The sequence below is a fragment of the Nocardia salmonicida genome, from assembly GCF_036142455.1.
GTDB lineage: Bacteria > Actinomycetota > Actinomycetes > Mycobacteriales > Mycobacteriaceae > Nocardia > Nocardia salmonicida.
Map to the genome: position 1 here is coordinate 4,096,217 of NZ_CP108014.1, position 14,846 is coordinate 4,111,062.

Genomic DNA, 14,846 nt, shown 5'->3' on the forward strand with positions numbered 1-14,846 from the left:
TAGATAGTTTCGTAATAGACAATCTATAACGGACTATTGCCTGGCTCGGCGCGCGGGAGCAGCCTCGACCACCGCCGACAAATGCCCCTCCACCAGGTGATTCAGTGCCCGCACCAGGGATTCACGCTCAGCCTTCGGCAGCGAACCGAGCGCGCCCTGGTGGACGCCGTCGACGATTTCGGTGCTGCGCGCGGCGAGCTCCGCACCCGCGGGCGTCACGGAGATGATGCGAGCGCGGCGGTCGGTGCTCGACGGTTTACGTTCGGCCAGACCGGCCTTTTCCAGCGCGTCGACGGTGACCACCATGGTCGTCTTGTCCATGTCGCCGAGCTCGGCCAGCTGAGCCTGCGTGCGTTCGGCCTCCAGCGCGTGGACCAGCACGCAGTGCATGCGGGCCGTGAGCCCGATTTCAGCCAGCGCCGCCGCCATCTGCGTGCGCAGGACGTGACTGGTGCGGTCGAGCAGGAAGGACAGGTCGGGTTCGGTGCGCGCGGTCGCCAGGGCGGTCATACCGCCCACTATAGTTTCGTCATAGATAATCCGCATTCATCCATAATTCGGCGAGGAATGTTATCGGACTACGGTCCGTTTACAAGAGGACCGCATCCCGAAGAGAGGGTTCACATGGAACTGGGGCTCACCACCTTCGCCGAGCTGTACCCCACCGCCGACCGGCCCGCGCCGACCGCCGCCGAGCGGCTGCGTCAGGTGGTCGACGAGGCTGTGGCGACCGAGGCCGCAGGACTCGATGTGTACGGCGTGGGCGAGCATCATCGCCGGGATTTCGCCGCGTCCTCCCCCGCCGTAGTCTTGGCCGCCGCTGCCGCCCGGACCGAGCGCATCCAGTTGACCAGCGCCGTCACCGTGCTCAGCTCCGATGATCCGGTGCGCGTGTACCAGGACTTCGCGACGCTGGACGGACTGTCGAACGGGCGCGCCGAGCTGATGGCGGGGCGCGGATCTTTCACGGAGTCGTTCCCGTTGTTCGGGTACGACCTGGCCGACTACGACGCACTGTTCGAGGAGAAGCTGGCCCTGCTGCTGCGCGTGCGCGAGGAAGGCCCCGTCACCTGGACGGGCCGATTCCGGGCGCCGCTGCACGACGCGACGGTGTATCCGCGCACCGACGATCGTCCCCTGCCGGTATGGATCGCGGTCGGCGGCAGTCCCGAGTCGGTGATTCGCGCCGGACTGCTCGGACTGCCTCTCGCCATCGCGATCATCGGCGGTGAGCCCGCACGGTTCAAGCCGCTGGTCGAGCTGTATCACCGCGCGCTCGCCGAGGGCGGACACGAGAAGCAACCGGTGGCGGTACACGCGCACGGCTATGTCGCCGATACCGACGCGCAGGCCCTTGCGCAGTTCTACGAGCCCTACGCATTGGCCATGTCGACCATCGGCCGCGAGCGCGGCTGGGGTCCGATGACGCGTGCGCAGTTCGACGTCCTGCGCTCGCAGAACGGTTCGCTGTTCGTCGGCACCCCCGACTATGTGGCGAGCAAGATCGCCGAGGTCCGCGACACCCTCGGCCTCGATCGCTTCATGCTGCACACCAGCGTGGGGACCCTGCCGCCCGAGCAGGTGCTGCACAGCATCGACCTGCTCGGCACGAAAGTGGCGCCGCAGGTGCGGTGAGTGTCGCCGCGCTATTCGAGGGCCGAGTCGACGCCGCTGTTCCGCGCGGCTCGGCGTTCTCGTCTGCGTCGGAGATAGCGGCTGATTCGGCTGGCGCACAAGTAGACCACCGATAGGCCGATCACCAGCAGGACAGCCGCGATCACCGCGGCCAGCACCGGGAAGAACACCGCCAGGGTGAGGACACCGCCGACCGTGAAGTCCTCGGCGGTGCTCATCACGACATTGGTCACCGGTTCCGGGGAGGTATTGATCGCCATCCGGGTGCCCGCTTTGACGATATGACTGAGCAAGGCAGTGGTACCACCGACTGCCGCCGCGAACATAGTGGGTAGCGAATCGTCCTGCCCCGCAATCAGGGCCGAGACGACCGCGCCCGAAGCGGGCCGAACCACGGTATGCACCGCGTCCCAGAACGAATCGAGGTACGGAATCTTGTCCGCCACCGCCTCGATCACGAACAGCACAGCGGCGGCAACGAGCACATCGGTGCGCTGCAACCCCGGCGGCACGTCACCGGCCCACCCGATCCGCCCGAACAACCCCAGCAGAAACACCACCGCGTACGCGTTGATCCCGCTGGCCCAGCCCGCGGTGAAGATCAGAGGGAGTACCGACACAAGGCCAGCGTAAGCCCGTCCACCGACACAACCCGTCAACCGCCGCCTCACCGCGGCGGGCAGGACGCAGGGCGGATCAGTGTAGGGACGGACGTACGAGCGGGTCGACGGCTGCGAGTGCGGAACCAGCGGTCCACAGTTCGGCGGCGGTATCGAGGTCGGCCATATGCGCATGCGGCGTTTCCCGATGGGGTCGGCCACGGAGACCGAAGACCCTTGGCCCCCAGAGTTGCCCGCCGGATATCCCGTCGTCCAGAACGGTTCGGACAACGGTCGTGGCGGCCGCGTGTTTGCCGTGCAGCGCGATGCCTGCGGGGAGTCCGCGCAGGCGCTGGGCGGTGGTGCGGACGAACAGCGGTGGCCGCGACGGGGTCAGTGAGTCCAAGGCACCGCCGGGATGGACGACAATGCTGGCGGTGTCGGCACCGTGCGCGCGCAGACGGCGATCCAGTTCGAACCCGAACAGCATCTGGGCCAGCTTCGATCGTCCGTAGCTGCGCTTGGGCCGATAGTCCCGCTCGGATTGCAGATCACTGAGATCGAGTCGCTCCGACCGTGCGGCGAAGCTGCCCACCGTGATCACCCGACTGTTCGATGTCGCGGTCAGTATCGGCATCAGATATGCGACCAGCGCGAAGTGCCCGAGATGGTTTGTGGCGAACATCAATTCGTGCCCCTGAGCGCTGGTGCGGCGTTCGGGACCAGACAGATAGGCCCCGGCATTGAGTACGACCGCGTCCAGGCTGTCGACGTCGAGGGCGTCCACTGTCGCAGGCAGTGCGGACAGATCCGCCAGATCCATACGCACGCAACGCAATCGAGCATCAGGAACCCGTGCACGGATCGCCCGCACTGCGAGCTCGCCCTTGGCGGTGTCACGGCAGCCCAGCACCACGGTGGCACCGGTGGCCGCGAGTTGCTCGGCGGTGAAGTACCCGATGCCCGCGTTGGCGCCGGTAACCAGCATGGTCTTTCTCTCGGCCTGTCGGCCGTTGTGCCACGTCATGTCATCGACTCTTACCGCGGCTTCTTGCACCGCCCTTACACGCCACTGGCGCGCAGCTCGGACACCGACTCGGAGTACCTGCTCAGCCCCACCGCGCCGGATCTACGGATCCCCGAACAGCGGCTTTCCGGACGTTCGACAGGTCGATGATCGCGATAGGCTGACTGTTTATCGCGACTGCGACGGGGAGGGTTGATCGTGGTGATGCGCGGCAGCGAGGTGATATCCCGCGACGCGACGGCGACCCGTGACATGTCGCTCCCGAAGCGCCTGCGCGTCCACGGCGCCGTCTCCACCGCCCTGGCACTGCACAGCGATCATGCGTTGCGCGAACTCGTGGATGCGGCCGAGCCGATCGGTGCCGGTATCGGCGGGAAGTCAGCGCTAGTGGAGATCGCCGGCACTCCGGTTTTCGTGAAGCGAGTTCCCCTCTCCGACCTGGAACGGCAGCCGGAACACGTCCGGTCCACGGCGAACCTGTTCGATGTGCCGCTGTTCTACCACTACGACGTCGGCCTCATCGGCGGAGCGGGCTTCGGAGCCTGGCGTGAGCTCGCCGTGCACACCATGACGACGAATTGGGTGCTCGCCGCCGAACACGAGGGCTTCCCGCTGATGTACCACTGGCGGGTGCTCCCGGATACGACGCCGCTGCCTGCCGAGCTCGCCGACATCGATCGCACCGTCGCCTACTGGGACGACCGACCCCAGATACGCCACCGGATCGAGGCCCTGCGTGACTCTTCGGCGAGCATCGCGCTGTTCCTGGAGTACATCCCGAACACCCTCCACGACTGGCTGAACACCCAGATCGAGGCGGGCGACGAGACCACCGACCGGGCCTGCGCCATGGTAGAGCGGGAACTGACCGCGGGCACCGCGTTCATGAACAGCCGTGGGCTCCTGCACCTGGACGCGCACTTCCAGAACATCCTGACCGACGGTCGACGCCTCTACTTCGCCGACTACGGCCTCGCACTCTCCTCCGGGTTCGACCTCTCGCCGCAGGAAGCTGCGTTCTTCGACCAGCACCAGAGCTATGACCGCGGTTTCACCGCCACCTACCTGTCGAACTGGCTGCTCACCGCCCTGTACGGGCTCCGACGGGAAGACCGGGAGACGCGCGCCGCGATGGTGCGCGCCATCGCCGAGGGCAAGCCTCCCCATGGCATCCCCGAGGGAGCCGCCGCGCTCCTCACTCGGCATGCGCCGGTCGCGACGGCAATGTCCGGATTCATGCGTGCGTTCCAGCAGGCGAGCCGAAGCACCCCGTATCCGGACGAGGAGATCCGCCGCCTGCTGGACGACCAGGCCTCGGTGTTCGTTCAGCCGAGGTGACGAACCCGGAAGCGGGCGGGCTCGGCGAGATACCCGGCCGACGACCTGGACGGGCTGCGGTCTGCGGGCGGCATGGGTGGATATTCGGTGTGACTGCAATGCAGCGATGGGACATTGGCGATGCTGGTGCGGTCAGATCAGCTCTGGCGGAAGTGCCAACGACGGGACGAGTGTTGCCAAGTCGACCAGCTCGATATGTCGGCCGTGCACACGAGCGAAATCCGCGACGGTGAAATCGGTTGCAGGTCCGAAGCGTTGCTCGAACCGGGCTCTGGTGTGCGGAGACGATCGGCCGAGCGCCCATGCGATCGTCGACTTGGATGCCGTAAGAAACCTGACAGGCAGCGCACCGACCACGAAAAGCTGGGCACGCCGACCGCTTTCATCGAGCGCCAAATGAACCAAGTCGGAGACGACACCTCGCTTGCGCATGGTGTCGGCACCCTTCCACTGTGCGACTTTGAACTCGGCGATCCGACGATCTGTTTCCAGATCGAACGGTCGCGACGGATCATTTCCCGCTCCTAGAGAGGGCCGTCGGCTGACAACCTCTCCTTCTTCCAAGATGGCGGGTAGCACACGCGCGATGACGGTCGCATGAATGACGTCGTTGAGGCGCCCGACGCGTGCGCGCACAGCCAGCGCGGCGTCGAGGAGGTCGTCGCTGAATCCGTACCTGGCGATCACCTCACGACTCGCTGCAGATCCAGCATGCTGGAAATCAGCCTCCGCGGCGGCGAGGTGCGCTGTCAGATCGTGCTCGGTGAGAAACCGCGACAACGTCGCGAATGACTCAGCCAATCCATCGACGCCACCGGATCCGCCGGAGGCTTCGGCCCTGTCAGCATCTGCCCGCGGCGGCGTGTAGACGCTGGTGGACAGCCCCAATCGACGCAACTCGGCGAGGGCACGATGCGATGTAAACGCCGAGCGCGGCAATCCGGTGATCAGCTGATACACCTGCTTAGGTGGATAGCGCTTGTTCGCGACAACCACCCAATGCTCGCGGATCGGCTCAGGTTCAACGCTTCTGATCGCTTCGAACACCAAAGGCTCGATCGCTTCTACCATTCCCGAGAGGTTCCACCACCACAGGCGGGCACGGCAACCATTGACGTTGGATTGCTCGCGCCAGACGCACAACCAGAGCCGGGCGTGCGCGCCGAACAGGGTCTCACTCGGTCCCAACTGGGGAAGGTTTCCGCGTGCGCATCGTCCTTCGTTCAACGGACGAGATAACGCACACGCTGTGCTGCGGCTCAGTGTTGTGAACGTAAGGATCAAGAACGTGCCTCCGCCCCCTCGTAGTCGCCGTCTGCCCACGCAGGATCGAGCCGAGGCGACGCGGAACCAGATCTTCGACGCTGCGGCGGACCTGTTCGGAGAGCGCGGGATCACCGAGACCTCGACCGATCGGATCGCTGCGCCTCGGCTCTCGATGTCGACGGCCGCGAGCGCCGTGAACTTATCGCGGCCACCGCTGAGATGGTCGCGATCTGGTTCGGGGAGCACCGGGTCCCCGACCGTGATCTCACCTGGTAGCGCGGTGTGGCTACTTCGAGCTTGTCGGCCCGAAGGTGAATTCCGAGGGTTGGAGAATGACGAACCCCTCGCCGACGAATCGCACCTGCGCTACCTCGCCCGACCCGCCGCGCAGCATCGATCCGAAACTCTGGGTGCGCACGATGGAGGTCTGTAGGCCCGAGGACCAGCCGATCAGGGCATCGGAATCGGCGAACACCGGTTGCTGGTGGCTGACGGGCACGACGATCGGCTGACCGTGGCTCGTGATCGCCAGCCGACCCTGCCCCTGGAACACACAGTTGAACAGACCGCCGCCGACGAAAGCACCGGCGCCGGACACCATCTGGATGTCGTAGCCGAGGGTGGGCTCGTAGACGAGGATGTGTTTGCCGTTGATCGACAGTGAATCCCCGGGATCGAGGTCGATCAGAAAGCAATCCGAGGCATGGTGGGCGAACCAGACCTCGCCCTGCCCACGGCAGCTCATCAACGGCACCCCCTCCCCCGTTGCGAACCGCTTGACCAGGTTGCCCAGACCCTGACTCTTGACCTCGAACGCGAACTGCCCGCGATAGCCGATCATGGCGCCCTGGCGGGCATACACCTCGCCGTTGACACACGCCTTCACACACTTCGAGTGCTGCAGCGTGAGGCCGAGCTGAGTGGCCTGCTGGGCCATATTGTTCGCGTGGAAGATATCGCTACGCATACGGGTCGGTGCTCCTGAAAGATTGCGGGCGAAGCCTGTTCGGACCCGGGACTTGTGCTCAGTCCTCTACTGCCGAGCGCCAACCCACGATACCGACCCTCCGGATCGATGACCACGGGTGGACAATCGGCCTCGCCAACAAGCGATCAAGTCGCGCCGTTGATTTCGGACCTGCCAGATGGCCGGTTCGGCCAGTGCGTTCCCACCGCAGACCGCTCGTCCGGCACACCATGGTGACTGCGAGGTTCGGTAATGCGGCGTCGGATTTGTCGTCTGGCGCCGCAGCTCGACTCAGGGGGCGGCAATTTCGATGACAAAGATCGAATTGCCGTCCGGATCGGTGAACGGTACTTTTCTGCCCGCCGCGCCGCCGGGCCCGACGAGGATGAACGGTCCGGGATCGAGATCTCGCGAGGCGATTTCGGCAACGGCGTCGTTCAGGTCGGACACGGCGATGTTCACCAGAGCCTGACCGGCGTGCTCGGGATCGACCACGATGTAAAGGAAGGCGGTGTCGTTCAGTTGCCACATCGCCTCGGCTCCCGGTACCACCACGAAGTCGGCCGCACGCCCGAACAAGCGGCTGTACCAGCTGTCTGCCGCCGCGAAATCGGTCACGGCCAGACCGAAGAACAAGGAGTTGATATCCATACCAGTATGGACTACTCGATATCGGCACATTCATCGCTGACCTCGGCTCGAGAATCCAGACGTTTCGTTTGCCCAGGGTGATCACGTCGACCATCGCGACGCGTATTGTCTGCTTTCGTGCCGACTGGCGGTAGCAAACAGGTTCGTGCCGCGCGCAAGCGCAAGAAGCGGATGGCGCAGGTCATCCACGACCTCACCGATGCGCAGTGGGACGCACTCAAGGCGTCGTGGGGCGGGTGTGCGTACTGTCGCTCCCCCGCTACCTCGCTACAGAAGGACTGCGTGCAGGCCATCTCGCGTGGCGGTCGCTACACGCTCGGCAACGTCGTGCCCGCGTGTGGGTCGTGCAACGCCAGCAAGTGCAACGCGGAAGTGACCAGCTGGCTGCGACGCAAGAAGCTCGACGAACGCTCGTTCCTCGTGCGCCACTACGAGATCGCGACCGAGCTCACTACGCGGTTCGCCTAGAGGCGTGAGTACGAGTTCGCGGCAGGCGTTTAGACCGCACACCGAGGTGGTCTCGGATCCCAACTCTCGCCATCCGTCGTCCAGACGGACACCTATGACGGACGAGGTCCCGCGGGCGGGGAGTACGCGGAGGGTGACAGTCGCATTGCCCTTACCCAGGCCGATACGTAGCACCGAATCGCCACCTTCTGTTGGCGTCTGGTGCCAGGCCGACAGTTGCGGAATCTGGATTGTGAACGGCACATCAACCCGATCATGATGTCCGCCCAGACCCCGGCCGCCGATCGGGACACGTACCGACCCGATTTCGACACGTTCGTCAACGGGCTGGAAGTTGTGGTGCGAGGCAGGTCCTGAGACGGCGTCTCACGTCGTAGTGATTCGTTTGTAGCGTGTCGGAGGTGGTTGTGTCGCAGACCCTGGTGCGTCGCCGCGATCAGTGAATGACACTGACTCCTCTTGGCACAGGTGCGACATCATCAACGGGTAGCGCACGAGGCGCGCACTGCTGAAGTCGATGTCACGGACGTGGGTGAAGTCCGACCACAGGAGCCTGCCGCCCCTCAGCAGCCGCATCGGGCGAACCCGGCGTCGGACTTGTTCCAGCTCTGCCTCGGACGCGAGACGGCGAGCCCCTGCTGTTCCGTACAGCCGGACCCCAGGCGCGCCGATGAAGCGGCCGCGTAGTAGCGAACGGAACCAGAACAACGATCCGCGATCGACCGATATCAGACACAGGTGCGGGTTGGTATCGAGATTTCGGGCCAGGGCCGACGTGTACTGGTCGAAGTAGAAACCGGTGCAATCATCGCGGAAGAAGACCGTACCCACCGGCGTGATATTCGGAATGCCAGCGCTGTCCACCGAGGCGATCCCGAAGTGCCCGGTTGATTTGCGCCCGCGGTCCAAGATCTCGCGAACGTAGCGCCAGCGCGCATCATTGCCATTCATCGCACACGCCCTGAGCTGCTGAAAGCTACGTTGGCGCACCATAGATAGACACTCCACCCCGTCATGATTTGAGGCTAACAGCCGCCCTGCTGTCGGTGCGGAATCACCGGACGTCGGCTCCCCGGTGCGCTGAGATCGGCAGGCAGTAGCGGACATCCGAGTCGAGACGACCGTGCGGCAATCTGGGATCGTGTACGGCCCAGTTCGGTGTCGCGAGCGTCTTCGAATCGGATAGACCCGGCACACCGGAAGGGAGCGGTAGCCGACACCCCAGTTGTTGCCGTGGGGGCACCGCTTGATCGACAGTTGGCTGCCGCACCGTGCTGTGGGCCCAGGTGTGGCGACCCCACCCGTATTATTCTCTGATCGGGAAAAAAGTTTGTCGAAAGCGTGCGTGACGGGTGCGGGGAGTGCGAGTATGGGCCCCACAAGCAGCGACACATGAAGGGGTAGAACGGCATTCGTCCTACCTCGCGGTTCGGTGCGCGGCAATCGGCCGGGCCCGGACAATGCGCGCGCTGAACACTGAATGAGGTTCCGATGTCATCGACCAAGTATCGGGTTGTCCAGTGGACGACCGGCAACGTCGGGAAGAGTTCCGCCCGGGCGCTTGCCGCGCATCCCGAGTTCGAACTGGTGGGTTGTTTCGCCTGGGCGGGAAGCAAGATCGGCAGCGACGTCGGCGAGCTGCTCGGTGGTGACCCGATCGGCATCCTGGCCACCGATGACGCCGACGCGCTACTGGCGCTGAAACCTGATTGCGTGGTCTACAACCCGATGTGGTTCGACGTCGACGAGGTGGTCCGCATCCTGTCCGCGGGCGTGAACGTCGTGACCACGGCATCGTTCATCACCGGCCACAATCTCGGCGTTGATCGGGCGGAAATCGACGAGGCTTGCCGCCAGGGCGGATCGAGCATCTTCGGTTCCGGGGTGAGCCCCGGCTTCGCCGAGTTGCTCGCCATCGTGGCGGGCAGTGCCTGCGACCGCATCGACAAGGTCACCATCGCCGAGTCCGCCGACACCACCTTCTACGACTCCCCGGCCACCGAGCGACCGGTGGGCTTCGGCACGCCGATCGATGACCCGAAGCTGGCGGGCATGGCCGCGCGGGGCACGGCCATCTTCGCCGAGGCCGTCCGTTTGGTCGCCGATGCCCTCGGGCTCGAACTCGACGACGTCCGGTGCGTGGCCGAATATGCCCAGACCACAGCGGATCTGGACCTCGGGTCATGGACGATCCGGAAGGGCTGCGTCGCCGGTGTGCACGCGAGCTGGCAGGGCCGGATCGGGGACCGGACGGTCATCGACATCAATGTCCGCTGGCGTAAGGGGCAGACCCTGGATCCGGATTGGAAGCTGGACGGGGACGGCTGGAAGATCACGGTCGACGGACGACCCACGGTGAACATGACCGTCGGTTTCCACCCGCCGCCGGACTTCCAGGCCGAAACCATCGCGGACTTCATGGTGCTCGGACACATCATGACCGCCATGCCCCCCGTGCACGCGATCCCGGCGGTGGTCGCTGCCGCACCGGGCATTCTCACCTATACCGATCTGCCGCTGATCGTGCCGCGCGGCGTCGTCCGGCCGGTCTGAAGCCCTCGATCACACTCGGAAGCCGGGGCTCACCGAGTTCGCAGCTGTTCCAGGCCGACCAGGAGCACGGTCAACGCGAACTCGAGCTGATCACCGGCCGGTCCACCCGCGACCACTTCGCGCAGCAGAGGGAGTTCCTCCTCGCCTGCGGCCTGCAAGGCGCTGATCACCCCTGGCACGTCGGGATGCACCGGGTTCTTCGCCGACCGCACGGCGCTCAGACCTGCGGAGAAGGCCGTGTCGGTGATCAGGGTGAGTCCGCGACCCGCATCATCGGTCGAGAAGCCCGCACCGACAAGCGCACGGAGTACACACTCCACTGGCCGTAGCGTGCCGAGTCCGTTGTCGCCCGGCAGCCGGATGGAGGTTGCCAGGGGGCCGAGCCGGACGACCGCGTCACGCAGCGCCATCGCATACGAGCGGACCACCGCTTGCCAGTCGCGGCCGACCGGCAGCGTGACCCGGGCCAATTCGGTCTCGAAGACGTCCAACGCCACCAACTCGCGCAAGCCCTCTCGATCTCCCACGTGGTAGTTCAGGGCTTTGGGATCGACGCCGAGCACATCCGCGACGGCCTGCATCGTCAACGCTTCCGGGGCGAGTTCCCTGGCGGCACACATGATCAGTTCCCTGCTGATCCGGGCCGGACGGCCGCGCCGCCGCCGTTTGCCCGCACCGTCGACCGCCTCGGGCGTCCCGGACGTTTCCCCACTCACCATCCCAGCCTATTGCCCGACAGATGCTCGGCGGTTGCCGGGATCGTGCCGCGAGCGATCGGTACCACCTGGATACCGGGATCGCCATCGGCGACGATGGGGGGATGAGCGAAGTGGTCGACACGCGCTCGGTGCGGACCGAGCGCCGAGCCCAACTCAGTGCGTTCCTGAAATCGCGTCGCGCCAGGATCACCCCGGGCGATGTGGGCCTACTGCCGGGCTTACGTCGGCGCACGCCCGGTCTGCGCCGCGAAGAAGTGGCGCAGCTGTCGGGGGTCGGGGTCTCTTGGTACACGTGGCTCGAGCAGGGGCGGGAGATCACTGTGTCGGGTGAGGTGCTCGACGCGGTGGCGGGGGTGTTGCGGTTGAGTGAGCCGGAGCGGCGGCATCTGTATCTGCTCGCGGGGCTCAATCCGCCGCCTGCGGGCGGGTCGGCGACCGAGGTGAGTGTGGAGATGCGGGCGGTGGTCGACGGGTGGGAGCGGGGGCCTGCCATCGTGCGTGATCGGTACTGGAACATCTTGGCGTTCAACGTGCTCGCGGGGCGCGTGTTCGGCTGTGTGGACGGCGAACCGCACAATTGTCTGGTCACGTTCTTCACCAGTCCCCGGTACCGGGGACTGCCCGAACCGTGGGCCGAAGCCGCTCCCGGCGTGGTCGCCGCCTATCGCGCGGATGCGGCGCTGGTTCCCCACGACAGCGAATTCCAGCGTGTCGCAGACGAACTCGCTGCTGCCGTGCCCGAGTTCGCCGAACTCTGGGAACACCACGAGGTCGGCGCGCCGATCCAAGCGGTGAACGCGCTGCATCACCCCGACGTCGGTGATCTCTACTTCGATGCCACCACGCTCACCGTCGCCGACCACCCGAACTGGTCATTGGTGCTCTACAACCCGAAACCGAATACCGATACGGCAGAACGTTTGGCCGGACTCCCGCGACTGCGCCTCTCCGAATCGGCGTGACCGTCTGCCACGCGCGAGCCTGCGGTTCACTTAGGGGTCGGGGCGGATCCTGGTGGTGATACACCCCTGATAACTGCGCACTGTCTATTCGCTCGACCACCGCCCACGCTGAATCCATGACGCACAACGGTTCTCGATTCGATGGCAAGACCGCGCTGATCACCGGCGGAAGTAGTGGGATGGGGTTGGCTACCGCGCATCGGCTGATCGAGGAGGGGGCCCGCGTCGTGGTTACCGGGCGGGACGAGAAACGCCTCGATGCGGCCGTCGCCGAGCTCGGTGGTCAGGCGCACGGAATCGCCGGTGACGCGACCGATCTCGGCGATCTCGACACTCTCGCGGCGGCGGTGTCCGACCGTTTCGGACACGTGGATCTGCTGTTCGCCAACGCGGGCATCGGCTCGTTCCAGCCGATCGACCAGGTCACCGGCGCGCTCTTCGATGAGGTGATCGGCAGCAACCTCAAAGGGGCCTTCTTCACCATCCAGAAGGTCTTGCCGCTGCTTTCCGACCATGCCGCGATCGTCATCAACGCGTCCTTCGCGCTCCATCGGGGCGTCCCCGGGGCTGCCCTCTACTCGGCGAGCAAGGCCGCTGTCCACAACCTGACCCGCACTCTCGCAGCCGAATTGGCGCCCCGTCGCATCCGAGTGAACTCGGTCAGCCCCGGTTACATCGACACCCCGGCCTTCCGTGCCGAGCTCTCCGAAGCCGCCAAGGCCGGGGTTGCCGCGCTGTCACCTGCGGGCCGAGTGGGCACCTCCGAGGATGTGGCGGCCGCCGTCGCCTTCCTGGCGTCAGCGGATGCCGCGTTCGTCAACGGGCACGATCTCCGAGTCGACGGCGGACTCACCGCGGTCGATGCCGCGGCACTGCTGTGAACGAATCCGAGGCTGGTCCGGACCGGAGGGCCCGCCTGGCCCGATCAGCGCAGGGCCGCGCGACCGCGTACTCGACCGAGGACGACCAGCACTACCAAGGTGACCACGACGAGGACGGTGGTGCCTGCCGCGGCGTCGAACACTTCACCGCGATCGGTCTGGGCGAAGATGCTGACCGGCAACGTCTTCCAGGTGGCGGGGTAGACCATGATCGTGGCGCCGAGTTCGCCCATCGACAGTGCGACGGCCAAGCCCGCAGCGGCGCCGAGCGCGGGCAACAGCAGCGGCAAGGTGATCTGGCACAGAACTCGGACCGGTCCGGCGCCGAGGGATTCGGCGGCCTGGCGGTAAGCCGGATCGAGGCGGTCGAGGGCGGCGGAGACCGCGCTGAAGGCGTAGGCCAGGACCAGCACCGTGTGGGCGACGATGACGATCCACTTGGTGCCCCCGAGCAGGAGCGGGCGTTCGTTGAAAGCGATGAGGACGCCGAGACCGACCGCCACCGAGGGAACAGCGACGGGGAGGTGGAAAACAGCGTCGGTCAGGCGGCGCAACCAGGAGGGCGCTTCGCGCGAAGCGAGCGCTGCCCAGGTGCCGAGGACGAGGGAGATCGCGCCGGCGAGCAGGGCGGTTTGCAGGCTCACAGAGAGGCTGGCCGCCTGCTCGCCGCTGAGCGCGTTGCCGATATTGGTGAAGCCGAGGTCGGAGGGAAGCGGGCCGGTCCAGCTGCCCGCCAACGCCGCGGCGATCACCGTGGCGATCGGGGCGACGAAGACCACCGCCACGACCAGCGCGAAAGCACCTAGTACCAGCGTTTTTCCGCGCGGAGTCCAGACGAGCACGATCAGTCCCCCTTCGGGCGGGCGATGAAACGGGCGAATACGAACCGGTAGACGAGGTAGAGGCTCAGCGAGAGCACCACCTGCACCGCGGCCAGTACCGCCGCACCGGGCAGGTCGAAGGTGACGATGCCGCGGGTGTAGATCAGCGCGGGCAGGGTGATGACGCCCTTCGCACCGGTGAACAACACGATGCCGAACTCGTTGAGCGTGAGCAGCAGCACCAGGCTGCCGCCCGCCGCGAGCGCGGGCCACGCTTCTGGCAGCACCACCTGACGCAGCACCCGCCACGGTGAAGCTCCGAGACTCGCCGCCACATCGAGCTGTTCGCGTGGCATCTGCGCGAACGCGGCCAGAACGGGACGCACCACGAAGGGGGTGAAGTAGGTGATCTCGGCCAGGATCACGCCCAGCGGGGTGGTGAGGAAGTCGATGACCGGTGTGGTGGCGCCGGTCAATTCGGAGATCAGGGCATTCACCGCGCCCGCTGTGCCGTAGAGGAAGGTGAAGGCGAGGGTGATCAGGAACGACGGCAGCGTCAGGATCGTGTCGATCAGTCGGCCGACCAGTCCGGAGCCGGGAAATGGCACGAACGCGAGCACAACCGCCAGGAACGTACCCAGCACCAAGCAGCCCGCGGTGGCACAGACCGCGATGGAGACGGTGCGCCACAACGCTTCCCGGAACGCCTCCGATCCGAGCACCGAAGTCCATACCTCGGTGCCACGCCCGGTCGGGGTCTGCGTCGATTCGGTGAGTACCCGCAGAATCGGATAACCCGCGATTCCGAGCACCACCAGCACGGGCGGCAGCGTCCACAGAATCGGCAACCACAACCTGCGTGGTGTGGAGTCCTTCACTGGCGCAGATACTTCCGGATGATCGAGAAGGGCGGCGCTCACCGCAGCGCTCCCCTGGTGTCGAGCGAGCCGCTGAGGGCT

General features: G+C 65.8%; 16 protein-coding genes. 6 read left to right on the forward strand and 10 right to left on the reverse strand.

The features are described from left to right. Positions 1-33: 33 nt before the first annotated feature. Positions 34-510: a MarR family winged helix-turn-helix transcriptional regulator gene (locus OHS03_RS19275; RefSeq protein ID WP_328655983.1), complete on the reverse strand. Its 477-nt coding sequence runs from the start codon at positions 508-510 to the stop codon at positions 34-36. A gap of 114 nt (positions 511-624) precedes the next feature. Between OHS03_RS19275 and OHS03_RS19280 the strand changes: the two genes are divergently transcribed. Further along, positions 625-1,635, forward strand: a complete 1,011-nt coding sequence (locus OHS03_RS19280; protein ID WP_328655984.1) for an LLM class flavin-dependent oxidoreductase — start codon at positions 625-627, stop codon at positions 1,633-1,635. Positions 1,636-1,646: 11 nt separating this feature from the next. On the opposite strand, the gene OHS03_RS19285 is transcribed toward OHS03_RS19280, so the two are convergent. Both OHS03_RS19285 and OHS03_RS19290 read right to left on the reverse strand, forming a co-directional pair. After that, positions 1,647-2,255: a DUF4126 domain-containing protein gene (locus OHS03_RS19285; protein WP_328655987.1), complete on the reverse strand. Its 609-nt coding sequence runs from the start codon at positions 2,253-2,255 to the stop codon at positions 1,647-1,649. A 76-nt stretch (positions 2,256-2,331) separates the two neighbouring features. Next, a complete protein-coding gene (locus OHS03_RS19290) occupies positions 2,332-3,261 on the reverse strand; it encodes an SDR family NAD(P)-dependent oxidoreductase (protein WP_328655989.1) in 930 nt (309 codons plus the stop codon). Between the two features lie 252 nt (positions 3,262-3,513). On the opposite strand from OHS03_RS19290, the gene OHS03_RS19295 reads away from it, so the two are divergent. Next, positions 3,514-4,599: a protein kinase family protein gene (locus OHS03_RS19295; protein ID WP_328655991.1), complete on the forward strand. Its 1,086-nt coding sequence runs from the start codon at positions 3,514-3,516 to the stop codon at positions 4,597-4,599. A 132-nt stretch (positions 4,600-4,731) separates the two neighbouring features. Here the strand turns inward: OHS03_RS19295 and OHS03_RS19300 are convergent, their stop codons facing one another. The 3 genes from OHS03_RS19300 to OHS03_RS19310 all read right to left on the reverse strand — a co-directional run bounded on the left by OHS03_RS19300 (position 4,732) and on the right by OHS03_RS19310 (position 7,450). Next, on the reverse strand, positions 4,732-5,787 hold the full coding sequence (locus tag OHS03_RS19300; protein WP_328655993.1) for a hypothetical protein: 1,056 nt from the start codon (positions 5,785-5,787) through the stop codon (positions 4,732-4,734). A 364-nt stretch (positions 5,788-6,151) separates the two neighbouring features. Beyond that, a complete protein-coding gene (locus OHS03_RS19305; RefSeq protein ID WP_328655995.1) occupies positions 6,152-6,832 on the reverse strand; it encodes an AIM24 family protein in 681 nt (226 codons plus the stop codon). A gap of 291 nt (positions 6,833-7,123) precedes the next feature. Then, a complete protein-coding gene (locus tag OHS03_RS19310) occupies positions 7,124-7,450 on the reverse strand; it encodes a VOC family protein (RefSeq protein ID WP_328655997.1) in 327 nt (108 codons plus the stop codon). Positions 7,451-7,600: 150 nt separating this feature from the next. Here OHS03_RS19310 and OHS03_RS19315 point away from each other — a divergent pair, with 150 nt between their 5' ends. Further along, complete coding sequence (locus tag OHS03_RS19315) at positions 7,601-7,951, forward strand: HNH endonuclease (protein WP_063055902.1); 351 nt, start codon at positions 7,601-7,603, stop codon at positions 7,949-7,951. 366 nt (positions 7,952-8,317) lie between these two features. Here the strand turns inward: OHS03_RS19315 and OHS03_RS19320 are convergent, their stop codons facing one another. After that, entirely contained in the window at positions 8,318-8,902 is a 585-nt protein-coding gene (locus OHS03_RS19320) for a pyridoxamine 5'-phosphate oxidase family protein (protein ID WP_328655999.1), read from the reverse strand. A 540-nt stretch (positions 8,903-9,442) separates the two neighbouring features. On the opposite strand from OHS03_RS19320, the gene OHS03_RS19325 reads away from it, so the two are divergent. Continuing rightward, positions 9,443-10,504 carry an NAD(P)H-dependent amine dehydrogenase family protein gene (locus OHS03_RS19325; protein ID WP_328656001.1) on the forward strand — a complete coding sequence of 354 codons (1,062 nt, stop codon included), beginning with the start codon at positions 9,443-9,445 and terminating at the stop codon, positions 10,502-10,504. A 29-nt stretch (positions 10,505-10,533) separates the two neighbouring features. On the opposite strand, the gene OHS03_RS19330 is transcribed toward OHS03_RS19325, so the two are convergent. Continuing rightward, positions 10,534-11,220, reverse strand: a complete 687-nt coding sequence (locus tag OHS03_RS19330) for a TetR/AcrR family transcriptional regulator (protein WP_328656003.1) — start codon at positions 11,218-11,220, stop codon at positions 10,534-10,536. Positions 11,221-11,324: 104 nt separating this feature from the next. Here OHS03_RS19330 and OHS03_RS19335 point away from each other — a divergent pair, with 104 nt between their 5' ends. Beyond that, a complete protein-coding gene (locus OHS03_RS19335) occupies positions 11,325-12,185 on the forward strand; it encodes a helix-turn-helix transcriptional regulator (protein ID WP_328656005.1) in 861 nt (286 codons plus the stop codon). 116 nt (positions 12,186-12,301) lie between these two features. Beyond that, positions 12,302-13,066, forward strand: a complete 765-nt coding sequence (locus tag OHS03_RS19340; protein ID WP_328656007.1) for a glucose 1-dehydrogenase — start codon at positions 12,302-12,304, stop codon at positions 13,064-13,066. Between the two features lie 44 nt (positions 13,067-13,110). On the opposite strand, the gene OHS03_RS19345 is transcribed toward OHS03_RS19340, so the two are convergent. Together OHS03_RS19345 and OHS03_RS19350 are read right to left on the reverse strand one after the other, a co-directional pair. Further along, positions 13,111-13,908, reverse strand: coding sequence for an ABC transporter permease (locus OHS03_RS19345; RefSeq protein ID WP_328656008.1), 798 nt, complete (start codon positions 13,906-13,908; stop codon positions 13,111-13,113). Positions 13,909-13,910: 2 nt separating this feature from the next. Then, positions 13,911-14,807: a 2-aminoethylphosphonate ABC transporter permease subunit gene (locus tag OHS03_RS19350; protein WP_405147716.1), complete on the reverse strand. Its 897-nt coding sequence runs from the start codon at positions 14,805-14,807 to the stop codon at positions 13,911-13,913. Positions 14,808-14,846: the final 39 nt, after the last annotated feature.